Below are 24,591 nucleotides of genomic sequence, written 5' to 3'. Positions count from 1 at the left end.
GATGCAAACGGTCTCGCGGCGGCGCGGTTCTAGCCCTGCGCCGCCCGGTAGCGCGCCTTGGTGGCGGCGTCGGGGGGATAGGTGCCCTCCAGCGGTGCGCCACCCTCGATCTCGGTCAGGATCCAGGCCTCCAGCCGTTCCTTCTCCGCGGCTTCCCGCGCCACCTCCTCGACCAGTTCGGCCGGGATGCAGACCACGCCGGAGGCGTCGCCCACCATGATATCGCCCGGAAACACCGCAACGCCGGCGATGCCGATGGGCAGGGAATGGTCCACCACCATCACCACGGCGGAGGACGGCACGGGGGCGGAGCCGCCGCCGTGATGCACCGGCAGGGCCATCCTCGCGACTACCGGCAGGTCGGAGACGCCGGTATCCACCACCACGCCTGCCACGCCCTTGCGGTGCAGCGCCGTGGCGATGATGTCGCCCAGGACGGAGACATGCGCCGCGCCCCCGGTGGCGCAGACCAGCACGGCGCCGGCGGGCGTATCCGAGAAAATCTGGCGGTGCAGGTTCGGCAGGCGGCCGGCCGCCACCGCATCCCGCAGATCCTCCCGCACCGGAATCGCGCGGATGGTATAGGCGGGGCCGATGAAACGCGCGGCCTCCGGGTTCGCCGGGACGATGCCGTGCAGGAAGCGGCTGCGCAGGCCGCGGGCGAACATCACGGCGGACAAGGTGGGCACCGCCACCTGCCGCAGCAGCGCCAGGGTTTCGGGCGTCATGGATACATCAGCACGATATCGCGCCCCACCTCTTCCGCCTCGGCCTCCGCCCGCGCCAGCCAGGCGCGCATCAGCGGGCTGTCCATCTGGGCGGCGATGAATTCCATGCTGTCGGTCGCCAGCTCCACGCCATAGGTGACGTAGCGGCTGCACATCGGCGCCAACACCGCATCGGCGAAGCAGTACTCCGCGCCTGCGATGTAGGGACCGCCCCAGCGGGCGCGGGCGTCGCGCCAGATTGCCTCCAGCCGTTCCGTCCCCGTCCGCACACCGGGGCGGTTCATCAGCTTGACGTTGCTGGGCAGGCCATCGCGCAGCGGCCAGCGCTTGATGAGGTTCATCGGCAGGCCGTTGCGCAGCTCATCGAAATGGCTGTGCACCTCCGCCGCCACGCAGCGGGCATAGGCGCGCCTCGCCGGGTCCTGCGGCCAGATGCCGCAGCCCGGGTCGCGTTCCCACAGCCATTCGGCGATCGCCATGCTGTCCCACAGCACCATCCCGGCCTCCGCCTCATCCGGCGGCCCGGCCAGATGCAGCACAGGAACGCGGCCGGAAGGCGAGACGGCGCGAAGCTTTGGCGGGCTGTCGGGGCGCGAGAGGAAAATGCGGCGCAGTTCCACCGGCAAGCCACCCAGCCGGCAGGCCATCCAGCCGACCACGGACCAGGAGGAGGACCAGGCACTGCCGACGTACAGCACATTTTGCATACGATTAACCTCGATCGACTTGCGCCCAATTTCGCACCGTCAATAATGCATCTTGCGAAGATTTCAGTGTGCGGCGCAACATCGGGGTTCTGCTTTCCGGAGACCTTGCGATGACCACCCGCCGCACCCTGCTCGCCGCCCTGCCCGGGCTCCTGGCCGCACCGGCGGCCTTCGGGCAGGCGGCCGCCTATCCCAGCCGGCCGATCCGCTTCGTGGTCCCCTGGGCGCCCGGCGGGTCCACCGGCAATATCGCCCGCATCGTCGGCGATGCCATGGCGGCGTCGCTGGGCCATGCCATGGTCTATGACCACCGTCCGGGCGCCGGCGGCGCGCTGGGCACCGAGAATGTCGCGAAATCGGCCGGCGACGGCTACACGCTGCTGATCTCCGGCGCCGCCACCTATTACCGGCCGCTGATCGACAAGGACACGCCCTTCAATCCGCAGCGGGACTTCACGGCGCTTGGCCTGATCGGCGTCGGCCCCTTCTGCCTGGTCACCCGCAACGGCCTGCCGACGACGCTGCGCGGCTTCATCGAATACGGCAAGGCCAATCCGGGCAAGCTGAACTTCGCCTCCTCCGGCATCGGCTCCACCAGCCATCTGGCGGCGGAGGCCTTCAACGCCTCGGCCGGGGTCGAGGCCACGCATGTGCCCTATCGCGGTTCTTCCCAGGCCACGATCGACCTCGTCTCCGGCCGCGTCGACTATTACTTCGACGCCTTCTCCTCGGTGCAGGAGAATGTGCGCGCCGGCCGCATTCAGGCGTTGGGCGTGACCACGCTGGAGCGTGCCAGCCAGGCGCCGGACGTGCCCTCCATCGCCGAAGCCGCGCTGCCCGGTTTCACCGCCGCCCCCTGGTGGGGCATCGTCGGCCCGGCGGGGCTGACGCCGGCGGTGCTGGACCGGCTGTCGGCCGCGCTGAAGACGGCGCTGGAAACGCCGGCGGTGATCGCACAGCTCGATGGTCAGGGCTGCACCGCCCGCTTCATGGCCCCCGGCCCCTTCGCCGATTTCGTCCAGTCGGAAAACGCGCAGTGGACGCGGGTAATCGAGAAGGCCGGACTTCGGGTTTCCTGAAGCTGGCCGGACGACATCCGGGACCCACCAGGTCCCACTGAGACGGGATGGGTATCAGCGCGTCGGCTGCCCCGCCCGCAGGGCGCGGCGCAGCTTGGCGATGCCGGCGCGCGGGTGACCATCCTCGCAAAGCCGCCGCCCCTCCTCCACCAGCCGCTGGTCCGCCTCGGCATCCGGCGGATGGCCGATCAGGCGGGCGGCGAGGGCTCGGCAATATTCGGTGCTGTCGGTAGTGACGCGCAGGGCCGGCTGGGGATTCAGGTTCTGCGCGCTGGCGGGAATGGCCAGGAAGACAGCGAAGCCAAGAATCAGATGTACGCGCATGCGGTGCATGCTGACGCAGAACGTCGCAGCGCAGCGTGGCGACGTGATGAAAAGGCCTTCATCCGCCGGCGGCGCCAGGCCTTTCCATCACCAGATGCGGCGCGGCGGCGGCGGTGCTGGCCGCCCCCAGCGGCAGACGCAGCGTCACCCGCAGGCCGGAGGGCGTCGCGCCGGGATAGGTATCCTCCAGCACCACCTCTCCGCCATGCAGCGTCACCACCGCGCGCACCAGCGACAGGCCCAGGCCGGAACCCGGCGTGGTGCGGGCGGCGTCGGTGCGGAAGAAGCGTTCCCCGACCCGGGCGCGTTCGGCCGGCAGCAGGCCGGGGCCGTCATCCGAGACCGTCACTTCCGCCATCCCCGCCACCTGCCGCGCGGCCAGCAGCACGCGCCCGCCCGCCGGGTTGAACTTCAGCGCATTGTCCAGAAGGTTGGCCACCGCCTGCAGCAGCAGGTCGCGATCGCCCACCAGGGGCAGTGAGTCCGGCAGCTCGGCGACCAGCACCTGCTCCAGCGCCTCCGCCGCCGCGCCATATAGCTCGACCGCATCGGCCAGCATCGGCGCCAGGTCGAGCGGCGCGAAGGCGGCGCGCCGGGCGCCGGCCTCCACCTCCGCGATGCGCAGCACCGCCTTGAACACCCGGGCGATGTCGTCGAGGTCGGCGATGCCCTGTTCCACCGCCGCCCGCAGCGCCTCCTCATCCACCGCCGAATCCAGCGATTCCTCCAGCTTGGCGCGGGCGCGGGCGATCGGGGTGCGCAGGTCGTGGGCGATGGCGTCGGAGACGCCGCGCACGCCCTCCATCAACTGGGCGATGCGGTCCAGCATGGCGTTCATGGTCATGCCGAGCCGGTCGAATTCGTCCTGCCGGTCGGAAAGCGGCACGCGGCGGGACAGGTCGCCGGCACCGATCGCCGCCGCCGTGCCGTAGACCGGGGCCAGCCGATCCTCCAGCGCCCGGCGCAGCATCCAGGCGCCGAGCACGGCGATCAGGGCGGAGGAGGCGGCGGCCCAGGCCAAGCCCTCGCTCAGCAGCGCCCGCAGCCGCAGCTTCTCCGCCACGTCGCGGCCGACCAGCAGGCGGTGGCCCTCCCCCACCTCCACGCGCAGCAGCCGCGCCTCGCTTTCCGACCCGTCGCGCAGCAAGGGCATGCGGATCCAGGGCGAGTCGGAGTCGGCCTCCGCCGGCCAGGCTTCCAGATTGCCGGCCAACACCTGCCCGTCTGGCGCCTGCAGTAGGTACAGCGCCTCGTTCTGCACATCGACGGCCAGGCGATCGACGATGGCCGGCACCAGGGCCGCCAACCCGGAATCGGCCCGGCGCTCGACCAGGGCGGTGGCATCGGCGCGGATCGCCGCATCCGTCTGCCGGTCCAGGGCGCCGGCGGTGTTCCACCACAGCACCACGGCCGCCGCGGTGGCGGAGGCGGCGAACAGCGCCGTGAACAGCAGCGCGAAGCGGCCGGAGGCGCTGCGCAGCAGGCCGATCAGCGGCAATTGCGCCATGCCCACATCCATCGGCCCGGCCGCCCCGGCCCGGCGCGTCATCGGCTGTGGCATGTGCCCGGCTTCAGGGCTGGGCGCGGATCATGTAGCCGGCGTTGCGGACGGTCTGGATCAGCGGCTTGTCGAAACCCTTGTCCAGCTTGTGCCGCAACCGGCTGACATGCACGTCGATGACATTGGTCTGCGGGTCGAAATGGTAGTCCCAGACCTTCTCCAGCAGCATGGTGCGGGTCACCACCTGGCCGGCATGGCGCATCAGATGCTCCAGCAGGCGGAATTCGCGCGGCTGCACGTCGATCTTGCGCCCGCCGCGCGTCACGGTGCGGGACAGCAGGTCGAGTTCCAGATCCGCCACCTTCAACCGCGTGGTCGGCATCTCGGCGGAGGGGCGACGACCCAGCGCCTCGACCCGCGCCAGCAGCTCGGCGAAGGCGAAGGGCTTGGTCAGATAGTCGTCGCCGCCGGCCTTTAGACCCTTCACCCGCTCATCCACCGCCGTCAGGGCGGACAGGAACAGGACGGGGCTGCGATTGCCCTGGCCGCGCAGGGTCTCGACCAGCCGCACCCCATCCACGCCGCCAGGCAGCATGCGATCCAGCACCAGCACGTCGAAACCCTCGGAGGCCGCGAGGAACAGGCCGTCACGCCCATTGGCGGCATGCTCGACCGTGTGCCCGGCCTCCTGAAGCCCCTTCTTCACGAAACGGGCAACTTCGGCGTCGTCCTCGACCAGCAGGATCCGCATGGGTGTTCCAGTAAAAAAAAGCGCAGGTGTTCACCATACTGCCCGAATCGGCGCCGCGTCACCTGGGTGGCGATGATGCCCTCAGGCGCCGGGCGGCCGCATCAGCCCGCCGGCTGCACCGGCCGGCGGCCGACCTGCACCGGCATGTCCATCGGCCGGCCATTGCGCAGGATCGAAAGCCGCACCGTCTGCCCCGGCGCCACCGCCGCGATGCCGCGCACCAGCGCCCGGCTGGTCTCCACCCGGTCGCCATTGATGGCGATCACCTGGTCGCCCTGGCGCAGCCCCGCGCGGGCGGCCGGGCTGCCGCGCTCCACCCCCGCCACCAGCACGCCGGCGCTGCTTCGCGCCGCGCCGGCCTCGCCACCCGCATCCTGCACCGAGACGCCCAGCCAGCCGCGCTCGACCCGGCCGGTGGCGCGAAGCTGCTCGATCACCCCGCGCGCCAGATCCGAGGGCACGGCGAAGCCAATGCCGGCGGAGGCGCCGGAGGGGGAATAGATGGCCGTGTTGATGCCGATCACCTCCCCCGCCGTGTTGAACAGCGGCCCGCCGGAATTGCCCGGATTGATCGGCGCATCGGTCTGGATGAAGTCGTCGAAGGGACCCGCCCCGATCTCCCGCCCCCGGGCGGACACGATACCGGAGGTGATGGACCCGCCGAGGCCAAAGGGATTGCCCGCCGCCAGCACCCAATTGCCGACCCGCAGCGCGGCGGAGCTGCCCCAGTTCAATGAGGGCAGGGCCGCCCGCGCCTCGATGCGCAGCAGCGCGAGGTCCGTCAGCTCATCCATACCGACCAGCTGGGCGGTGTAGTCCTGGCCGTTCTGGAAGGTGATCTGCACCCGGCTGGCATTGCCGATGACATGGTTGTTGGTGACCACGAGGCCCGAGGGGTCGATGACGAAGCCCGACCCGGCCCCCATCACCTGCTGGCCGCGGCCCCGCTGCCGGTCACGGAAATAGCGTTCGAAGGGCGTGCCCCGCAGCTCCGCCGGGATTTCCGCGCGCGCCTCGGAGGTGACGGCGATGCTGACCACGGCCGGCAGCACCCTCTCCGCCAGATCGGCGAAATCCGGCAGGGCGACCAGCGCGCCGCGCTGCGCCTGGGCCGGCGGCGCGGCGCAACCGACCACGGGCAGCAGGGCAAGGCCGGCGAAGGCGCGGCGGGCCAGGCCTTTTTGGGACAGCGCGTGAGGCATGGGGACTCCGAGGCAAAAGGGCACGGGCGACCCTGATATGGTTTCGTAAACAACGGGCGCCATGGCCGCGGATAGGTCAAGTCGCGGCGGATTGCGAAGCGTTACCGCGGGGGCGGTGGGGGCGGCGGAGTCGCGGCCCAGGGTTCCTCCGGCCAGGGATGGCGCGGATAGCGGCCCCGCATGTCGCGCCGCACATCCGCCCAGGCGCCGCGCCAGAAGCCGGCGAGGTCCCCGGTGATGGCCACCGGCCGGCTGGCCGGCGACAGCAGCGCTACCTGCAAAGGCACCTGGCCCTGGGCCAGCGGCGGCAGGCGTTCCAGCCCGAACAGATGCTGGGCGCGCGCCTCCAGCGTCGGCACGTCCCGGTCATAGTCGATGGCGGCGGAGCGCCCGGCCGGCAGATCGAGCCGCGCCGGCAGCGCCGCATCCAGCCGCCGCTGCTGATCCCAGGGCAGCAGGCCGCGCAGCACCGCGACCATGTCGATCGCCTTGGCCTCCGTCAGCTTGGTCCGACCATGCAGATGTGGCGCCAGCCAATCGGCTGCGGTCGCGACCAGCGCGGCGTCGGACAGGTCGGGCCAGGCCTCCCCCTCCGCCCGCCGCATCCAGCCGATGCGGGCGCGAAGCTGCTTCGCGGCATTGGACCAGTCGAGGTCGCGCAGACCGCGCTCGGCGATGCCCTGGGCCAAGGCGGCGGCGATGGTGGCGGGGTCGGCGCTGGACAAAGCGTGGTCTTCCAGCACCAGCGGGCCGAACATCAGCCGGCGGCGGGCGAGCACGGCGCCGGCCCGGGCGTCGAAGGCGGCCCCCTCCACCCAGCGCAGCCTTTCGGGGAAGCGCGCTTCCAGCGCGGCACGATCCAGCGGCGCCGCCATGCGGATGCGCGCCTCCGTCCCCAGCAATTCGAGGTCGGCCACGGCCAGCAGCGGCGCGCGGGACAGCGGATCGGTCGCACCAAGGCGGGCGCCCTGGCCGGAGGCGAGTCGAAAGGCGCCGTCCATCCCGCCGCGCTTCGCCGCGATGCGATCCGGAAACCCCGCCGCCAGCAGCGGTCCGGCCTCGCCCCCGGGCAGCGCGCTGCCATGCAGCCGCAGCCGGCGGCGATGCAGCGCCCCGGCGCGGCGGATGCGCTGCACCGTGGCGCGATCGGCATCCGGATGGTCGCCGCCATGCAGCAATTCCAGCCGCAGGTTGATATTGGCCGGCTGGTCGCGGCCACGCAGCGGGTCCCGTTCCTCCAGCAGCGCGGCGAGGTCGGCGGCCAGGGCCTTCTCCCCCTCATCCACCGCCGCCAGCAGCATGCGCGCCAGGCGCGGATGCGTGCCCATGCGCGCCATGCCGCGCCCCATGGCGGTGATGCGCCCTTCCCCATCCAGCGCATCCAGATCCCGCAGCAGCGCCCGCGCCGCCGCCATGGCACCCGCCGGCGGTGGATCGAGGAACGCCAGATCGGCCGGCGCGGCGCCCCAGGCGGCGCAATCCAAGGCGAGGCCGGACAGCTCCGCCTCCAGGATCTCAGGCCGGTCCTGCAAGGCGAGGCCGCGATGCGCCGCTTCCGTCCACAGCCGTATCGCCACCCCCGGCGCGGTGCGCCCGGCACGGCCGGCGCGCTGTTCCGCCGCCGCCCGGCTAATCCGCACCGTCGCCAGCCGCGCCAGCCCCGAAGCCGGGTCCAGCCGCGGCGTGCGCCGGAAGCCACCATCCACCACGATCCGCACCCCTGGCACGGTTAGCGAGGTTTCGGCGATCGAGGTCGCCAGCACCACCTTGCGGCGGTCCGAAGGGTTCAGCGCCCGGTCCTGCTCGGCGGGCGGCAATTCGCCATGCAGGGGCAGGACCTCCGCCTCGATCCCCGAAAGCCGCTCCGCCGTGCGACGGATCTCACCCCAGCCGGGCAGGAAGGCCAGCACATCGCCGGGATGGGTGCGCAGCGCCTCCCGGATCGCGCCGGCCATCGCATCCGGCAATTCACGCGCTTCCTTAATGTCCCGCGCCCTATACTCGACCTGCACCGGATAGGCCCGGCCGAGGGATTCAATGACCGGGCAATCGCCCAGCAACCCGACGAAGCGCGCGACATCAAGGGTGGCGGACATGGCCAGCAGCCGCAGCTCCGGCCGCAGCGCCCTTTGCAGGTCGAGGCAGAAGGCCAGCGCCAGGTCGGTGTCGAGGTTGCGCTCATGTGCCTCGTCGAACAGCACCGCGGCCACACCCTCCAGCCCCGGATCGGATTGCAGCCGGCGCACCAGCAGCCCCTCTGTCACCACCTCCACCCGCGTGCGGTCGGAGACCATGCGGTCGAGCCGGGTGGCGAGGCCGATGGTGCCGCCCGGCGCCCCCTCCCCGATCAGCTCCGCCATGCGCCGTGCCGCGGCCCGTGCCGCCACTCGCCGCGGTTCCAGCACGAGAATCCTGCCCCCCTGCACCCAGGGCTCCGCCATCAGGGCCAACGGCGCCAGGGTGGTCTTGCCGGCGCCAGGCGGCGCCACCAGCACCGCATTGGCGCCCGCGCGCAACGCCGCCGTCAGGCGGGGCAGGGCTTCGGAGACAGGTAGATCGGGCAAGGTCATGGCCGTGCGTAGGACGCCGCGAAACAAATGTCACACGCGGCTCACCGCACGAAACATGACAAGCCATTGCATCACCAGCACGACATCACGCGGCAAGATCAGGCGAGCAAAAGGGCGCCACCACGAGACCCGCCCAAGGACCTGTCCAATGCGCCCCGCCTTGATCGCCGCCAGCCTCGCCTTCCTGTCCCTGCCCGGCCTGGCTGTGGCGCAGCAGCGCCCGCATCCCGAAACGGCGAACATGTGCCGCGCCAGCTGCAACGAAGCCGGCAATGCCCAGCTGGGCGCCAACCGCGCCCGCACCGCGCAAGCCTGCGCCATCCGCTGCGACGCGACCCTGGCCTACCTTTCCACCCAATCCCATCGCGGCACCGCGGAAGCCACCGGCCGTGGCCGCGCGCCGGGCAGCGAGCCCGCCGCGCCACGGCGCGCCACCCCGCCGGTTCCTCAACGCATGACGCAGCCCGTCGCCTATCGTACCGCCGCGCCGGCACCCCGCCCGGTGCCCGCCACCCCGGCCGCCGCGCGCCCCGCCGCCAGCCATGGCGTGATCTACGGCGCCCGCACCCCCTCCGCCGGCTTTGGCCTCGTCGTGGGGCAGGCGGATCGGATGGCCGCGCATCGCATCGCCCAGCAGGCCTGCACCGCCGGCGGCCCCGACTGCCGGCCCCTCGCCGAATTCACCGAGGCCTGCGGCGCCGCGGCGCATGGCGTGAAGCGCAGCCAATGGGCGCTGTTCATGACCTCCGACCCCAACTCCTACGTCGTCACCTCGCTCTCCGCCGGCAGCGGTGCCACGCAGGCGCATGCCGAACAGCAGGCGATTGCCGAATGCCGGTCCCGCGACCCGATGGCCGTCTGCCGCATCAGCGCCTCCGCCTGCCGCAGCTGAGGTTGCCGCCAGCCTTCCCACGCCATAGCGTCAGGCCACCTGCAAAGGACCTGACATTATGAAGCTGCCCAGCCACAGCCGCTATGCGCCCAGCGCCATCCCCACGCGCCCCACCTACAGCTGGCCAAACGGCGCCAAGCTCGCCGTCATCGTCTGCAACAACATCGAACACTTCGCCTTCCGCGCCGGCATGGGCAGCGACAGCGCCCAGGTCAACGCACCGCAATCCGCGCGCAACTACGCCTGGCGCGACTACGGCAACCGCGTCGGCCTCTGGAACATGCTGGAGATGCTGGACGAGCTCGACATCCCCTCCGCCCACAACGTCAACAGCGCCGCCCTCGACTACATGCCCGACATCGCCCCCGCACTTCTGAAACGCGGCGACGAATTCATCGGCCACGGCCGCAGCAACGCCGAACGTCAGGACACCCTCTGGGAAGAAGACGAACGCCGCCTGATCGTCGAAACCCGCGACGCCATCACCCGCCACGCCGGCGCGCCGCCCACCGGCTGGCTCGGCCCCTACCTCGCGCAAAGCAACGTCACCCTCGACCTGCTGCGCGAAGAAGGCTTCCGCTACATGATGGACCTGCCCGCCGACGACCAACCCTTCTGGATGTCCACCCGCGCCGGCCCCATCCTCTCCGTCCCCTACTCCATCGAGCTGAACGACAGCCCCGCCATGGTCTTCCGCCAACACAGCGGACGCGAATTCGCCGACATGATCACCGACCAGTTCGACGAAATGCTCGAACAATCCAAAAAGCGCCCCCTGGTCTGCAGCATCGTCCTGCACACCTTCGTCGTCGGCCAACCCTTCCGCCTGCGCCCCCTGCGCAACGCCCTGCGCCACATCCTGACCCACCGCGACGACATCTGGCTAACCCGCCCCGGCGACCTCGCCACCTACGCCGCCAACCTGCCCCAAGGCACGATACCGGGATCGGAAATGCTGGGAGGGGGGCGCTGAATGGCCTTGCAGGGGGACGCTGTCCCCCTGCACCCCCTGCCAGGAGGCAGTGGCCTCCTGGACCTCAGGACCTTGAAGAGAAATGGAGAGGGGCCAGAGGGACCGCTGAACATGCGGTCGCTTCGGCCCCTCTCCTTTTCTCTTCATGAATCAAAGGGTTCCAAGGGGCCACTGCCCCTTGGCGGGAGGGTGCAGGGAGGGCAGAGCCCTCCTTGCAACTCACCCAGTGCCGCGCCTTCCAGGATCACCCGATCCGGATATTCGCGTCCCGGATCAGGGTGCCGAGGCGGGTGGATTCGGTGGTCAGGAATTGGGTGAAGACTTCGGGGGTGCTGCCGACGGGTTCGGTGCTGAGGTCGCGCAGGCGGGTTTGCACCTCCGGGTTCGCCAAGGCGTGGGTCAGGGCGGCGTGGGTGCGGGTGAGGGTTGGTGTGGGGGTCGCGGCGGGGGCGAAGATGGCGCACCAGTCGTTGAGTTCGAAGCCGGGGATGCCGGATTCGGCGATGGTCGCGGTGTCCGGATAGGCGCGCAGGCGAGTGGTGGTGGCGGCGGCCAGCAGGCGGGCGCGGTTGCCGGAGAGGATGGGCAGGGCGGTGGAGGTGGTCATGAAGGCGGCGTCGATGACGCCGGCCGAGAGATCACGGGCGGCATCGGCGCCGCCGCGATAGGGCACGTGGACCAGGCGTATATCGGCCTGGCGTTGCAGCATTTCGCCGATCAGGTGTTGGGCGGTGGCGTTGCCGGGGGTGCCGTAGCTGATGGTGGCGGGGCGGGCGCGTGCCAGGGTCAGGAATTCGGCGAAGCTCTGGGCAGGAAAGTCATTCTTCACGGCCAGGATTTGCGGCCAGATCACCACCTGGCTGACAGGGGCGAAGGCGGTGGCGTAGTCGAAGGGCAGGCCCTGGAACAGGAAGGGGTTGGTCGCGTGGGTCAGCGTGGCGAAGAGCAGGGATGTGCCATCGGGGGCTGACTGGGCCACCTGGGCGGCGGCCAGCGTGCCGCTGGCACCGCTGCGGTTTTCGACGATGACGGTCTGGCCAAGATGTTCGCCCATGCGGGCGCTGACCAGGCGGGCGATCGTATCCGCCGCGCCGCCGGGGGCGAAGCCGACCAGCAGGCGCACCGGCCGCGCCTGGGCGAGCGCCGGCGTGGCGAGGAAGGGCAGCGCGAGGGCCGCGCGGCGTGTGAGGGTCATGATGAGTGCCCTCAGCCGAGTGTGATCTTGGCGGTGGTGATCAGGTCCCGCCACATGGCGTGTTCGGTGCGCAGGATGTCCGCCGCTTCAGCGGGCGAGGTGTGCCGCACCTCGGCGCCGGCGCGCAGGAAGGCGGCGGCGGTCTCAGGCTTGGCGAGCGCCGCCTGGATGGCGCGGTGCATGGTGGCGATGGTGGCATCCGGTGTCGCGCTGGGCACGAAGACGCCGAGCCAGAGATCGATGACGAAGTTGGGCAGCCCGGCCTCGACGGCGGTGGGCAGGTCCGGCAGCGCCGCAGGGCGGGTGGCGCCGGTGGTGGCCAAGCCGCGCATGCGGCCGTCCAGAACCAGGCCACGCGCGCCGGCGATGCTGCTGAAGGCGAAGTGGACCTTGCCGGACATGATATCGGCGAAGGAGGTGGCGATGCCGCGATAGGGGATATGCGTGGCCTCGATCCCCGTGCGCTGGTTCAGCATTTCGCCGGCCAGATGCGGCGTGGTGCCGACGCCGGCGGAGGCGTAGCTGAGCTGGCCGCGATGCGCGCGACCGTATTCCACCAGCTCCATCAGGTTGTTCACCGGCAGCGACGGCGAGACGACGCAGACGAGCGGGGAGGAGCTGACGATGGAGACGGCCTTCAGATCGCGGAAGACGTCGTAGGGCACGCTCGCCTGAAGCGAGGGGTTGATGATGATGGCCGGGTCCATCACCAGCGCGGTGGCGCCATCCGGGGCGGATTTGGCGACGTGGTCGGAGCCGATCATGCCACCCGCGCCCGGGCGATTGTCGGCGACGACGGGCACGCCCATGGCATCCGTCATGCCCTGCGCCAGCACGCGGCCCAGCGTGTCCACCACGCCACCGGGGGCATAGGGCAGCACGATGCGCAGCGGTCGTCCTTGCGCCTGCGCTCTACGGCCACCGGCGAAGGCCAGGGCGGCGGCGCCGGACAGGAAGGCGGCACGGGTGATGGTTGGTGCGGTCATGTTGAAGCCCCCAGAAGCGCGGTTTCAGATGCCGTCAGACTTTGGCGAGATCGATGACCGATGCGGGAAACAGGTCTTCCACCGACAGATGTCGTCGGGTGAGTCCCTGTTCCGCCGCGTAGCGTGTCATCGCCTGGATCACTTGCGTGTTCTTTTGCACGCCGTAGGCCCAGAAATCCTCTCCCATCAACGCGCGGGTGCGCGTCAATTCCTCGACTGCCCAGGGCAGTGTGGTGAACAGATGGCCGATCTTCGCGAGATCCGTGTAGCAGAGCTGCTTCGCGCGTTCGAAGGCCATGAAGACATTGACCGGCAGCCAGGGGAATTGCTCGACCAGGCTGCGACGGATGCCGACCAGATGCATGATCGGGAAGATGCCGGTGCGGCGGAAGTAGTCTTCCTCCGCCGCGCGATAATCGGGGAACAGGCGCACAACATTCGGATTGCGACCGAAGCAGGAGGGGGCGCGGGCCGTCAGCAGCGCATCGATGCGGCCTTCATCGAGCAGCCCGGAAAGGGTTTCCTCGGCGCCGATCGTCTGCAACTCGACATCCGGCGGCAGGTTCAGCGCGACCACCTGGCCCCGACCCGCTTCCTCAAGACCGCCGCTGCGCCAGCGCATCTCGGCGGGCGCCACGCCATATTCGTCCTGCAGGATGCCGCGCACCCAGAGCGCCGCGGTCATCTGATATTCGGGCACGCCGACGATGCGGCCGCGAAGATCCTCCGGCCGCGTGATGCCGCGATCGGCGCGGATGTAGATGGCGGAATGGCGGAAGAGGCGGGAGGGAAAGACCGGGATCGGCACATAGGCGCAGCGGCCTTCGGCGATCTGCACCATGGTGCTCGACATCGAGAGTTCGGAGATGTCGAATTCCTGGTGCCGGAAGGCGCGGTGGAAGGCCTCTTCGGGCGACATCGCCACGGGAATGATATCGCAGCCTTCCACGCTCACCCGCCCGTCGAACAGCGCCCGGGTGCGGTCATAGGCGGGGCAGGACAGGCTGAGGGTGAGGCGCTTCATGATCAGCGCCCCGTCGCGCGGCGCAGCCAGGCGAGGAAGGCGCGCCAGAGCAGGCCGAAGCCGCCAATGGGGGCCGCGGGGGGCGGCGGTGGTGGCGGTGCGGCGTCCGGGGTTGCCGGCGACGGGCTGCGGCGGGCGATATCGGCGCGCAGGGCCTCGGCGAACTGCCGGATGATCTGCGAGGCCACTTCCTGGATCATGCCGGCGCCACGGCCATATTGCGCGACGGAGCCGGAGAGGTTCAGGTCCGTCGTGATGTCCACGCGCGTGCCGGAGTCCGTCGGGGCGAGCACGAAGGTGGCGACGGCATTGGCCCCGCCGCGGCCCTTCGCATCCGTGCCCTGGGCCTTCACGGTGGCACTGCGCGCGGCCTCGTCGATGGTCTCGAAACGCGCGGTGCCGGCGAAGGTAAGCGCGACAGGGCCAAGCTTTACGGAGACGCGACCCTTGAAGCTGCGGTCGTCGATCACCTCCGTCAGTTCGGCGCCTGGCACGCAGGGCGCGATGCGCTGCACGTCCAGCAGCAGCGCCCAGGCCTCATCGGGGGGCAGCGGCACTTCGAAGTGATTGGTGAATTTCATCGCACCGCCTCCGGCGAAATCTGCGCGACCAGGTGCTGCGGCATCACCGGGACGCGCGTGATGTGGACGTTGAAAGGCGACAGCGCATCCTCGATGGCGGAGGCGATGGCGGCCGCCACCGGAATCACGCCGGATTCACCGACACCCTTGATGCCCAGCGGGTTCAGCGGCGTCGGGCTTTCGATATGGCCGATGGAAATCTCCGACGGCATTTCGGTGGAGGTCACCAGCAGGTATTCCGCCAAGGTGGTGGTGACGGGCTGCGCCTGCTCGTCATAGCCCATCCACTCATACAGCGCGTTGCCGATGCCATGCGTGATGCCGCCGAGCACCTGGCCATCGACAATGCGCGGATGCAGGGCGCGGCCGCAATCATGCACGAAGCTGATACGGCGGAGGGTGACGGCGCCGGTGGCCTCATCCACCTCCACCTCCGCCACGCAACTGCCATTGGCGTAGCTCATCGGATCGATGACCACTTCCTCCGACGCTGCGAGGCCCGGGCCGGCGCCGCCGGGAATGCTGAAGCCCGGCAAGCCGGCGGCGGCGCGTGCCACCTCCGCCAGCGTCACGCGCATGGCGGGCACACCCTTCACCTGCACGGCGCGGCCCTCGATTTCGAGATCCGCCTCGGCGGCTTCGAGCAGTGTCGCCGCCACGCGCAGCACGCGTTCGCGCACCTTCAGCGCCGCAACATGGGCGGAGGTGCCGGCCAGCACCGCCTGGCGGCTGTTGAAGCCGCCGAGGCCGAGCGGCGCCGCGGCGGTGTCGCCGGCCACCACTTCGATATTCTCCATGTCGAAGCCGAGTTGCTCCGCGACGATTTGCGCCAGCATGGTGTGGGTGGACTGCCCCATCGCCGCCGCGCCGGTGGCGACGAAGATGCGGCCGGAGGCTTCGATGCGGACCGAGACGTGTTCGTAGGGTCCGCGCCCCGTGCCCTCGACGTAGTTCGCGAGACCGATGCCGAGATAGCGCCCCTGCGTCCGCGCTGCCGCCTGGCGGGCTCCAAAACCATCCCATTCCGCACGATCCAGCGCCGCTTGCAGACAGCGCGGATAATCGCCGCTGTCGAGCACAACCTGCATCCCGCCGCGCGTACGCAGCGGCGTCGCATAGGGCATCGCATCGCCGGGGACGAGGTTGCGCCGCCGGATCTCGGCGCGATCCAGCCCCAGCTTGCGCGCGGCCGCGTCCAGCAGTCGCTCCATCGCGAAGACGCCCTGCGGCTGCCCCGCACCGCGCACCGGCGTGACCGGCACCTTGTTGGTGACGGCGGAGTGACAGCGCATGGCATAGGCCGGCACGACATAGGCCAGCGGCATGGCGGAAACGGCGCCGTAGGCGACATTGATGCCGCGCGCGGTATAGGCGCCGTGGTCGTGGATGACCTCGCCGCGCAGCCCGAGGATGCGACCCGTATCGTCGAAGGCGATCTCCACATCCCAGCGTTGGTCGCGTTCCTGCGTGGTGGCGACGAAATGCTCGCGCCGGTCCTCGATCCACTTCACGGGGCGCTTCAGCATCCGCGCGGCGACGGCCACCGCCGCATCCTCCGGATAGAAGACCAGCTTTGGGCCAAAGCCGCCGCCGACATCGGGCGTCGCCACGCGGATGCGATCCTCCGCCAGGCCGAGCATGTCACACAGCATGCGGCGCGCGACATGGGGCGTCTGGGTGGAGGACCACAGCGTAAGCCGGTCCTCCACCGCATCGGGAATGGCGACGCAACCGCGACATTCCATGGAATGGCTGCCACCACGATGCTGATCCAGGCTCTCGCGCAACACGTGCGGCGCGGCGGCGAAGGCCGAATCAACATCGGCATAGGCCAGGGTGAACTCGGCGAGCAGATTGTGCGGCGCCGTGCGATGCGCGCGCGGTGCATCGGCATCCAGGGCCGCCACGGCATCGGCCACGGGATCGAGCAGGTCATACTCCACTTCGATCAGCGCGGCGGCGTCCTCCGCCGTGGCGCGGTCCGTCGCAACGACGATCGCCACGGGCTCCCCAACATGAACCACCTCATCCACCGCAAGAATGGGGCGGTCCAGCGTTTGGCGGTAGGCGGGGCTGGGCAGGGCGACGCGCAGGCGCGGTTCCGCCAACAACGGGGCGATATCAGCATAGCTCAGCACGGCATGGACACCGGGCATGGCGCGCGCCGCGCTGCAATCGACGGACAGGATCGCCGCATGGGCATGTGGGCTGCGCAGGAAGGCGGCGTGCAGCAGACCGGGCGGCGCGATGTCATCGACGAAGCGGCCGCGCCCACGCAGCAGCGCGGGGTCCTCGGTGCGTTTTACGTCACGGCCGACGATCCGCGTCATGCCGCCTCTCCCCGCATCACGGCGGCTGCTTCCAGCGTCGCGGCGATGATCGTCTCATAGCCCGTGCAGCGGCAGAGATTGCCAGAGATGGCGACGCGCACCTCCGCCGCACTCGGCGAAGGATTCTCGGCCAGCAGCTCCACCAGCGTGGTCAGCATGCCCGGCGTGCAGAAGCCGCATTGCAGCGCATGATTGTTGGCAAAAGCCTGCTGCAACGGATGCAGTGTTGTGGAGTCTGGCGTCAGCCCCTCCACCGTGGTGATGGCCAGGCTTTCGGCCTGCACCGCCAGCATCAGGCAGGCGCGCGCAGAGCGCCCATCGACCAACACGGTGCAGGCGCCGCAGACGCCGTGTTCGCAACCGAGATGCGTGCCGGTCAGGCCGCAATCCTGGCGCAGCGCATCGGCCAGGTTGCGGCGCACCGGCACGGTGATGTCGTGGCGCTGGCCATTGACCGCCAGCGTGATCCGCCGCTCGCTCATGCCATGCGCCCCCGTGCGATGCGCAGCGCGCGGCCGAGCAGCACGCCGGCCAGGTGGCGGCGATACCAGCCGGGCACCAACGCATCCTCCATCGGATCGAGCGATGCTGTGGTGGCCACAGAGCGGGAAATGACCTCGTCCTCCACCGCCGTGCCGCGCAGCAGCGCCTCCGCCTGCGCAAGTCGCAGTGGCGCCGGACCAACGCCGCCGAGCGCCACGGAAGCGCGCGCCACGCGCCCATCCGGCGCCGGGTCCAGCAGCACCGCCACGGCGACGACGGCAAAGTCGCCATGCCGCCGCGCGAATTCCAGAAAGGCGTGCCCCTGCCCCTTCGGCGCCGCCGGCAGGCGCAGCCCCACCAGCAATTCGTCAGGCCCCACCGCGGGCGTCATGTAGCCCAGCGGAAACTCGGCGAAGGGCATCTCCCGCACACCATCCGGCCCAGCGATGCGCACCACAGCCTCCACCGCCGCACAGACCAACGGCAGTTCCGCCGCCGGGTCCATATGGCAGAGTGATCCGCCAATGGTGCCACGATTGCGCGTCTGCGTATGGCCGACCTGCGCCAGTGCTTCGACCATCAGCGGGCAGGCCTGGGCGACGCGCGCATCACGTTCGATGTCGCGCTGCCGCGTCATGGCGCCGATCTCCAGCGCACCATCCGCCAGCACGCTGATGCCCGAAAGCTCCGCGATGCGATTGAGGTCCACCACATGGTCCGGCTGTACAAAGCGCATGTTGAGCATCGGCATCAGCGACTGCCCACCGGCCAGCGGTCGCGCATTCTCCAGGCGGCCGAGCAGCGCGATCGCCTCCGCCAGCGTCGTCGGGTCGTGATATTCGAAGGCCGGCGCCTTCATGCCGCGCCCTCCGCCAGGAAGCGCAGCACGTCGCGCGGCATGATCGGAAGCTGCGTGATCTGGCCACGCCCGCCCAGCGCATCATCGACGGCGGAGGCGATGGCGGCACCAACGGCATTGGTGCCGCCCTCCCCCGCGCCTTTCACGCCGATCGGGTTCAGCGGGCTCGGCGCGTCTTCCGTCACCAGGATATCCAGCGGCGGCATCTCCGCGATGGTCGGCATCAGGTAATCCGCGAAGGTCGTGGACAATGGCTGGCCGCGCTCGTCGTAGCGGAATTCCTCATACAGCGCGCCGCCGAGGCCCTGCGCAAAGCCGCCGGCGATCTGGCCTTCGACCAGCATCGGATTCACCGCGCGGCCGACATCATAACCCACCAGGTAATGCTCGACCTTCACCTGCCCCGTGCCGCGATCCAGCACCACCTGCGCCATATGCACGCCATAGGGATAGGCCATGTGATCGCTGTGGAACCAACTCTCCACCGTCAGCCCCGGCGTCGCGCGGTCGCGCGACAGCTTCGTTCCCGGCGCCAAGGCGCGCGCGACTTCGCCCAATGTGACGGAGGCACCCTCCGGCGCATCGGCACGACGCACCACGCCGTCGACAATCTCCAGCGCATCTTCCGGAGTCTGCAACAACGCGGCCGCCGTCTGCTTCGCCAGGGCGGCGAGGGCCAGCCCCGCCTGATGCGTCGCGGAGCCGGACATGACGGTAACGCGGGAGGCATGGGCGCCGCTGCCGAATTCGATGCGGTCCGTGCGGCCCCGCACCACGCGCACGCGCCGATAATCCACGCCGAGCGCCGCCGCCGCGATCTGCGCCAGCGCCGTCTCTACCCCCTGCCCCACCGAGGCCGCGCCCGTCACCAGCTCCACCGCGCCGGTCGCATCCACCGTCATGCGCACGCCGTCCGAAGGACCGAGCCCGCTCTTCTCCACGAAGACGCCCAGCCCCAGCCCGACGCATTCGCCCGCCGCACGTCGCCGCGCCACATCGGCGACGCGCGCGTCCCATCCGAAGCGCTTCAGCGCCTTGTCCAGCAGCAGCGCATAGTCGCCGGAATCCAGCACCACATCCGTGCCCAGCGCATCCAGAGGCCGCGCATAAGGCATCTCCGACACATCGACAAAATTGCGCCGTCGCACTTCAACACGGTCCAGGCCGCAGCATGCCGCGATGGCATCCATCAGCCTCTCGCGCACAAAGCTGCCCTCAAAGCGGCCGGGGGAGCGGTAGGTGGCGGCTGGCGTCTTGTTGGTCAGGCGAAAATGACCGGTGGCGCGATAGGCCGGCACGCGATACGGGCCAAGCAGCAGACCCGCCGACATATCCGCAACCCGCGCGCCATGGGTGCGGATATAGGCACCCTGGTCGTGGAAGAAGACATTGTCGATCGCCTGGATGCGCCCTTCCGCATCCACCGCCGCGCGGATTCGATGCCGCTGTTCGCGCGAGTGATTCGTCGCGACCAGATGTTCCCGCCGATCCTCGATCCATTTCACAGGCCGGCGCAGACGTAGCGCCGCGAGGCACACCAACAGGTCTTCCGGATACAGCTCCCCCCGCACGCCAAAGCCGCCGCCGACATGGCCCTCGAAGAGATGCACTGAGGATGGCGCACGGCCGAGCAGGCGGGCGATCTCGTCGCGGTTCCAGTGCTGCTTCTTCGCCGTGCCGTGCAGTTCCAGCACATCCTGCGCCGCGTCGTAGCGCGCGATGGCGCCCCGCGTTTCCATCGGCACGCCGGAATGCCGGCCAATGGCGAGGTCCAGCGCCACAACCGCATGCGCGTCGCGAAAAGCGGCGTCGAGTTCGCCATAGGATTTGCGCACGATGGTGGGTTCGGTGTCCCGCGTCGCGTCGAAATCCCCTGGCGTCGCGGCGGCGTCCAGCAGCGCCGGCAGTTCCTCCAGCTCCACCAGAACGAGGTCCGCGGCATCCTCCGCCACAGCCGCATCCTCGGCGAAGATCACGGCCACCGGCTCGCCCACATAGCGCACGCGGCCCTGGGCGAGGATCGGCTGGCAATAGGGTTCCAGCCCGCGCACCTTGGTGGCGCGGAATGGAATCGGCGGCACCTCCGCCACATCCGCGGCCGACCAGGCCGCGATCACGCCGGGCAGCGTGAGCGCCGGCATGACATCGACCGAGATCAGCCGCGCATGCGCCATCTCTGCCCGCACCACGCGCATTTGGATCTGGCGCGGAAAGTCGATGTCCGCCGCAAAGGCGCCCTCGCCGCGCAGCAGCGGCGCATCCTCCAGCCGCGTCACGCTTTGCCCGAAGACGCTCATCGCCGCTGCGCCGCCACGGCCTGCACCGCCTTCAGGATATTGGTGTAGCCTGTGCAGCGACACAGATTTGAAGAAAGCCGATCCACCATCTCCGCCTCCGCCATCGCCGGATTTTCCTCCAGCATCGCGGTGGCGAGCATCAGGAAGCCCGGCGTGCAGAAGCCGCATTGCAGGGCGTGATGGTCGGTGAAGGCCTGCTGCAACGGGTTCAGCGCGCCGCCGGAAGCCAGGCCTTCCACGGTGCGGATTTCCGCACCCTCCGCCTGCACCGCCAGCATCAGGCAGGCGCGGATCGGCGCGCCATCCACCAGCACGGTGCAGGCGCCGCAGACACCGTGCTCGCAGCCGAGATGCGTGCCGGTCAGCCCGCAATCCTCGCGCAGGGCATCCGCCAGGCTGCGGCGCGCGGGCACGGTGATGCGATGGGCCGCGCCATTCACCGTCAGGGTCAGGGCATGATCCTTCATGCCTGGCAGGCCCGTTGCAGCGCTCGTAACGTCACGGTGCGGGTCAAGGCGCGGCGATACGCCTCATCCTCCATCGGATCGACCGCCTCGGCCGCGGCCTCCGCCGCCGCAGCGAAGATCGCGTCGGAGGGCGCCTGCCCTTCCAGCACGGCTTCAACGACGGCCAAGCGGCGCGGCACCGCCTCCACCCCGCCAATCCCCAGGCGCGGCGCGACGATACGGCCCTGCGCGTCCAGACGCAGCACCACCAGCGCCATGGCCTGGGCGAAATCGCCGGCGCGGCGGCTGACTTCCACAAAACCCCAGCGCGCATCTTGCGGTAGCAGCGGAATTTCGACGCCGCGCAGCAGCTCATCCGGCGCCAGCGCCGTGTCCAGCAGCCCGCGCAGGAAGTCGTGCGCCGCGATGCGCCGATCCCCTCGCACCGAATGCGCCAGCATCACCGCTTCCAGCACCACAGCCACCAGGGGCCATTCGGCGGCGGGGTCGGCATGGCACAGGCTGCCACAAAAGGTGCCGCGCTGGCGGATCGGCCAATGGGCGATATGGCGCACCACCTCCGCCAGCAGCGCGCCCAGCGGTCCGGGCTCGACCGGCGTCTCGAAGGCCACATGCCGCACCACCGCACCGATGCGCAGCACGCCATCCTCCACGGCCAGCACATCCAGCCCGGCGACGCGATTGATGTCCACCAGATGCGGCGGCCGGGCAACGCGCAGCGCCATGGCTGGCAGCAGGCTCTGCCCACCGGCCAGAACACGCCCATCCTCCGGCGCCAGCTGCGCCAGCAGGGAAGCCGCCTCCGCCAGCGTGGTCGGGGCGTGCCAGTCAAAGGGCGCGGGCTTCACGCCTTGGATCCGCGCTGCATCATGCCGCTGGCGGTAGCGACCTCGTAGCCCGGGCGGATGCGCACATCCACGACGACGAAATGTCCTTCCGCCACCTGCGCCAGCGCGTCCCGGAACACGCCTTCCAGCTCCGCCGGATCGCTCACCGGGCCGAGCCCCACCGCGCCCTGCGCGCGCACCAGCGCGGCAATGTCGATATCCGGCCCGGCGATCGCCTGGCCGATGCTGCGATTCTCCACCGGCCGCCCGCGCGTCAGCGCCACGCGTTCCTGGTGCAGCTCGTCATTGAAGTTGGAACGGTTGTTGGCAACAACGATCAGCCCCGGAATGCGGTAGCGCGCCGCGGTCCACAGCGCCGTCGCGCCCATCATGAAATCGCCATCGCCGAGCACCGCCACCGGCACCCGCCCGCTGCCACGCAGCGCCAGCGCCGCGCCGATGGCAAGCCCCGGCCCGGAACCCAGCCCCGCGCCACCATCGCCGCCCAGGAAATCCAGCGGCCCGCCAAAATCCCACAGCGTGCCGGGCCAGGAGATGGTGACGCGCACCAGCGTCGTCGCCGTGTCGCCCAGCGCCGCGCGCAGCGCGCCGGCCAGCTCCGGCAGGCCGATCTCATTGTCCGGCGTCGGCGCTGGCCAGGAGCGCGCAACGGCCGCCGGCAGAGTGGGGCCCGAAAAATCGGCCATCGCATCGAGCAGCGCTGCGACCGCAGCATCCGGCTCACACAGCAGATAGACATCGGCCGGCGGCAGGCCCTGATAGTCCATGGACCAGGCATTGTGGACCAACTGATCCACAGACGCCCGGATGATCTTCGCCGGCGGAGGCTGCCCGTCCCAGACCAGCTTGCAGGTGCCGGCCAGGTCGATGCAGTCCAGCGCCAGGATCACATCCGCCTGCCGCAGTACGTTGGCGTTGGCGGGCGTCAGGAAGCCGCTCGGCGGCGGGCCGTGCAGCGGATGGGTGCTGGGGAAGGCGGCGCCGGCCTTCAGGTCCGTGACCACGGTGGCGCCGAGCTTTTCCGCCAATGCCACACGCCGGTCCCAGTCGCCCTGGTTGCGGGAGACGCGGCCCATCAGGATCACAGGCTTACGCGCGCCCCGCAGCAGCGCCGCCGCCTCGGCGACCAGTTTGGGCGACGGCACCGGCGATTCCGGCGCGCGGTAGCGGTCGACTGGCGGCACCACCAGCGGCGCCGGCGCCGCTTCTTCCTGCAACGAGACGTCGAGGTTGATATAGACCGGCCCATGCGGCGCGGTCGTCGCGATCTGGTTGGCGCGCAGCATCGATTCGACGGCGGCGGGCACGGAGGCCGGCTGGTCGTCCCATTTGCAGAAATTGCGCACCAGCGCGCCCTGGTCCTGCGCGGTGTGAATCCAGTCGATCCAGGGCCGGCGCCGCGCCGCATCCACCGGGCCGGTGGCGCCCAGCACGATCATCGGCACGCGGTCGCACCAGGCGTTGAAGATCGCCATGCTGCCATGCATCAGCCCGACATTGCTGTGCAGCACCACCGCCAGCGGCTTGCCCGTCACCTTGGCCCAGCCATGCGCGATGGAGACCGCATGTTCCTCATGCAGGCAGAGCAGCATCTGCGGGTCGCGGTTGCCGAGGTGGTTGACCAGGCTGTCATGCAGTCCACGGAAGGACGCACCCGGGTTCAGCGGCACATAGGGCACGCCCAACGCCCGCAGCATATCCGCCACGGCGTCGCTGCCCCAGGCCGACTCCGGCTGGGTCATCGGTGCCGGGCGGTCGATCGCCCCCGGCCCGTCATTCGGCAGCGCGTTCGGTATTCTGCTGTCCGGCGGCATGCCCTGTCCCGCGCCTCATGCGTGAATGTCCTGACAATAGGACGGCGCAGGGCGGAGACGTCAAGGGCGATGATGCCCGGCGCGCGGCAGACGAGGTGCTAGACCTGTGCCTCGCTGCGAATTTCGGCCTCCGCGATGAACTGGAAGCGGTCGCCATGGAAGCGCACGAATCCGCAGAGCACCGGCGCGCCGGAGGCCAGGCGGTAGACATGCTCGCTTTCCAGCAGCGGCATGCCGCGCTTCACGCCCAGCAGACGGGCGATTCGCGTATCCGCCGGCACGCTGCGAACCACCAGGCGCATGCGCTTCGGCGCCTCCCCCACCGCGGCACGCAGCAGCGTGTTCACCGCCTGACGTTCCAGCATCCGCGCCGTCACATGGCGTGAGACGCTGAGGGGCAGGTAGCGCATCTCATGACCGAACACCTCCCCATCCAGCAGGCGCAGCCGCTCCACCATCTCAACCTCCGACCCCTCGGGCAGCTCCAGCGCGGTGCGCACGGTGGCGGGGGCGAGGATGGTGCGGCGATCCAGCAACTGGAAGGACACGCGCTTGCGCGCATTGCGTGCCTCATCCTCGAAGGCCAGGCTCAGATCATGGTCCAGCCGGCGCGGCGCGACGAAGGTGCCCCGGCCGCGGCCGCGGGTGATGAGGCCGAGATTCGCCAGATGTGCCATGGCCTGGCGCACCGTCGGCCGGCTGATGCCGAAATGCGCCATGCATTCGCTTTCGGTCGGCAAAGACTGCCCGACCAACGCATCCTGTCCCTGCGCCACCAGGGCGACGAAACGTTCGGCAAGTTGCATATAGAGCGGCATGGCATGCGCCGGATTCAGCGGTGCGATGCGATTGAGCACGAAGGCCCGCGCGGTACCCCGACTGCCGGGCGACGGGGTTGTTGGCACGGCGGCGGGCGCTGGAATCGCACGCGGGTTCCGTCGGGCGGGAGATGTCACGGACCGCAGGCTCCTGTCGTATCC

General features: G+C 70.1%; 22 protein-coding genes. 3 read left to right on the top strand and 19 right to left on the bottom strand.

The window, feature by feature from the left end; translation table 11 throughout:
• Positions 1 to 29: 29 nt before the first annotated feature.
• Both ACVFYP_RS14645 and ACVFYP_RS14640 read right to left on the bottom strand, forming a co-directional pair.
• The gene (locus ACVFYP_RS14645; RefSeq protein ID WP_499200925.1) at positions 30 to 728 is read right to left on the bottom strand and encodes an RraA family protein; all 699 of its coding nucleotides are present in this window, start codon (positions 726 to 728) and stop codon (positions 30 to 32) included.
• Positions 725 to 1,435, bottom strand: a complete 711-nt coding sequence (locus ACVFYP_RS14640) for a glutathione S-transferase N-terminal domain-containing protein (protein ID WP_499200924.1) — start codon at positions 1,433 to 1,435, stop codon at positions 725 to 727. The genes ACVFYP_RS14645 and ACVFYP_RS14640 overlap by 4 nt, the downstream gene beginning before the upstream one ends.
• Before the next feature lie 110 nt (positions 1,436 to 1,545).
• Here ACVFYP_RS14640 and ACVFYP_RS14635 point away from each other — a divergent pair, with 110 nt between their 5' ends.
• The gene (locus ACVFYP_RS14635; protein WP_499200923.1) at positions 1,546 to 2,514 is read left to right on the top strand and encodes a Bug family tripartite tricarboxylate transporter substrate binding protein; all 969 of its coding nucleotides are present in this window, start codon (positions 1,546 to 1,548) and stop codon (positions 2,512 to 2,514) included.
• A 54-nt stretch (positions 2,515 to 2,568) separates the two neighbouring features.
• Here ACVFYP_RS14635 and ACVFYP_RS14630 read toward each other — a convergent pair whose 3' ends face one another.
• From ACVFYP_RS14630 to hrpB, 5 genes are all read right to left on the bottom strand, one after another.
• Entirely contained in the window at positions 2,569 to 2,838 is a 270-nt protein-coding gene (locus ACVFYP_RS14630) for a hypothetical protein (protein ID WP_499200922.1), read from the bottom strand.
• Between the two features lie 58 nt (positions 2,839 to 2,896).
• A complete protein-coding gene (locus ACVFYP_RS14625; RefSeq protein ID WP_499200921.1) occupies positions 2,897 to 4,399 on the bottom strand; it encodes a HAMP domain-containing sensor histidine kinase in 1,503 nt (500 codons plus the stop codon).
• A gap of 10 nt (positions 4,400 to 4,409) precedes the next feature.
• Positions 4,410 to 5,090: a winged helix-turn-helix domain-containing protein gene (locus ACVFYP_RS14620; protein WP_499200920.1), complete on the bottom strand. Its 681-nt coding sequence runs from the start codon at positions 5,088 to 5,090 to the stop codon at positions 4,410 to 4,412.
• Between the two features lie 101 nt (positions 5,091 to 5,191).
• A complete protein-coding gene (locus tag ACVFYP_RS14615) occupies positions 5,192 to 6,292 on the bottom strand; it encodes a trypsin-like peptidase domain-containing protein (RefSeq protein WP_499200919.1) in 1,101 nt (366 codons plus the stop codon).
• Between the two features lie 101 nt (positions 6,293 to 6,393).
• The gene (hrpB, locus tag ACVFYP_RS14610; RefSeq protein ID WP_499200918.1) at positions 6,394 to 8,862 is read right to left on the bottom strand and encodes an ATP-dependent helicase HrpB; all 2,469 of its coding nucleotides are present in this window, start codon (positions 8,860 to 8,862) and stop codon (positions 6,394 to 6,396) included.
• Between the two features lie 148 nt (positions 8,863 to 9,010).
• Here hrpB and ACVFYP_RS14605 point away from each other — a divergent pair, with 148 nt between their 5' ends.
• Entirely contained in the window at positions 9,011 to 9,754 is a 744-nt protein-coding gene (locus ACVFYP_RS14605) for a DUF4189 domain-containing protein (protein WP_499200917.1), read from the top strand.
• 58 nt (positions 9,755 to 9,812) lie between these two features.
• Positions 9,813 to 10,727, top strand: coding sequence for a polysaccharide deacetylase family protein (locus ACVFYP_RS14600; protein WP_499200916.1), 915 nt, complete (start codon positions 9,813 to 9,815; stop codon positions 10,725 to 10,727).
• Positions 10,728 to 10,971: 244 nt separating this feature from the next.
• Here ACVFYP_RS14600 and ACVFYP_RS14595 read toward each other — a convergent pair whose 3' ends face one another.
• From ACVFYP_RS14595 to ACVFYP_RS14540, 12 genes are all read right to left on the bottom strand, one after another.
• The gene (locus ACVFYP_RS14595) at positions 10,972 to 11,922 is read right to left on the bottom strand and encodes a Bug family tripartite tricarboxylate transporter substrate binding protein (protein WP_499200915.1); all 951 of its coding nucleotides are present in this window, start codon (positions 11,920 to 11,922) and stop codon (positions 10,972 to 10,974) included.
• Between the two features lie 11 nt (positions 11,923 to 11,933).
• Positions 11,934 to 12,908 (bottom strand): tripartite tricarboxylate transporter substrate binding protein, encoded by a 975-nt coding sequence (locus ACVFYP_RS14590; RefSeq protein ID WP_499200914.1) that lies wholly within the window; start codon positions 12,906 to 12,908, stop codon positions 11,934 to 11,936.
• 34 nt (positions 12,909 to 12,942) lie between these two features.
• Positions 12,943 to 13,932 (bottom strand): ABC transporter substrate-binding protein, encoded by a 990-nt coding sequence (locus tag ACVFYP_RS14585; RefSeq protein WP_499200913.1) that lies wholly within the window; start codon positions 13,930 to 13,932, stop codon positions 12,943 to 12,945.
• 2 nt (positions 13,933 to 13,934) lie between these two features.
• Complete coding sequence (locus ACVFYP_RS14580) at positions 13,935 to 14,513, bottom strand: SRPBCC family protein (RefSeq protein ID WP_499200912.1); 579 nt, start codon at positions 14,511 to 14,513, stop codon at positions 13,935 to 13,937.
• Positions 14,510 to 16,843, bottom strand: coding sequence for a xanthine dehydrogenase family protein molybdopterin-binding subunit (locus ACVFYP_RS14575; protein WP_499200911.1), 2,334 nt, complete (start codon positions 16,841 to 16,843; stop codon positions 14,510 to 14,512). Before ACVFYP_RS14575 ends, ACVFYP_RS14580 begins: the two co-directional genes overlap by 4 nt.
• The gene (locus tag ACVFYP_RS14570; protein ID WP_499200910.1) at positions 16,840 to 17,325 is read right to left on the bottom strand and encodes a (2Fe-2S)-binding protein; all 486 of its coding nucleotides are present in this window, start codon (positions 17,323 to 17,325) and stop codon (positions 16,840 to 16,842) included. Before ACVFYP_RS14570 ends, ACVFYP_RS14575 begins: the two co-directional genes overlap by 4 nt.
• On the bottom strand, positions 17,322 to 18,185 hold the full coding sequence (locus ACVFYP_RS14565) for an FAD binding domain-containing protein (protein ID WP_499200909.1): 864 nt from the start codon (positions 18,183 to 18,185) through the stop codon (positions 17,322 to 17,324). Before ACVFYP_RS14565 ends, ACVFYP_RS14570 begins: the two co-directional genes overlap by 4 nt.
• Positions 18,182 to 20,482, bottom strand: a complete 2,301-nt coding sequence (locus ACVFYP_RS14560) for a xanthine dehydrogenase family protein molybdopterin-binding subunit (RefSeq protein ID WP_499200908.1) — start codon at positions 20,480 to 20,482, stop codon at positions 18,182 to 18,184. Before ACVFYP_RS14560 ends, ACVFYP_RS14565 begins: the two co-directional genes overlap by 4 nt.
• Positions 20,479 to 20,949 carry a (2Fe-2S)-binding protein gene (locus tag ACVFYP_RS14555; RefSeq protein WP_499200907.1) on the bottom strand — a complete coding sequence of 157 codons (471 nt, stop codon included), beginning with the start codon at positions 20,947 to 20,949 and terminating at the stop codon, positions 20,479 to 20,481. Before ACVFYP_RS14555 ends, ACVFYP_RS14560 begins: the two co-directional genes overlap by 4 nt.
• The gene (locus ACVFYP_RS14550; protein WP_499200906.1) at positions 20,946 to 21,797 is read right to left on the bottom strand and encodes an FAD binding domain-containing protein; all 852 of its coding nucleotides are present in this window, start codon (positions 21,795 to 21,797) and stop codon (positions 20,946 to 20,948) included. The genes ACVFYP_RS14555 and ACVFYP_RS14550 overlap by 4 nt, the downstream gene beginning before the upstream one ends.
• On the bottom strand, positions 21,794 to 23,611 hold the full coding sequence (locus tag ACVFYP_RS14545) for a thiamine pyrophosphate-binding protein (protein ID WP_499200905.1): 1,818 nt from the start codon (positions 23,609 to 23,611) through the stop codon (positions 21,794 to 21,796). The genes ACVFYP_RS14550 and ACVFYP_RS14545 overlap by 4 nt, the downstream gene beginning before the upstream one ends.
• Positions 23,612 to 23,709: 98 nt before the next feature.
• Positions 23,710 to 24,468: a GntR family transcriptional regulator gene (locus ACVFYP_RS14540; RefSeq protein WP_499200904.1), complete on the bottom strand. Its 759-nt coding sequence runs from the start codon at positions 24,466 to 24,468 to the stop codon at positions 23,710 to 23,712.
• Positions 24,469 to 24,591: the final 123 nt, after the last annotated feature.

Source organism: Roseomonas sp. F4 (assembly GCF_053891155.1).
This window is presented reverse-complemented; position numbering and strand designations above follow the sequence as displayed.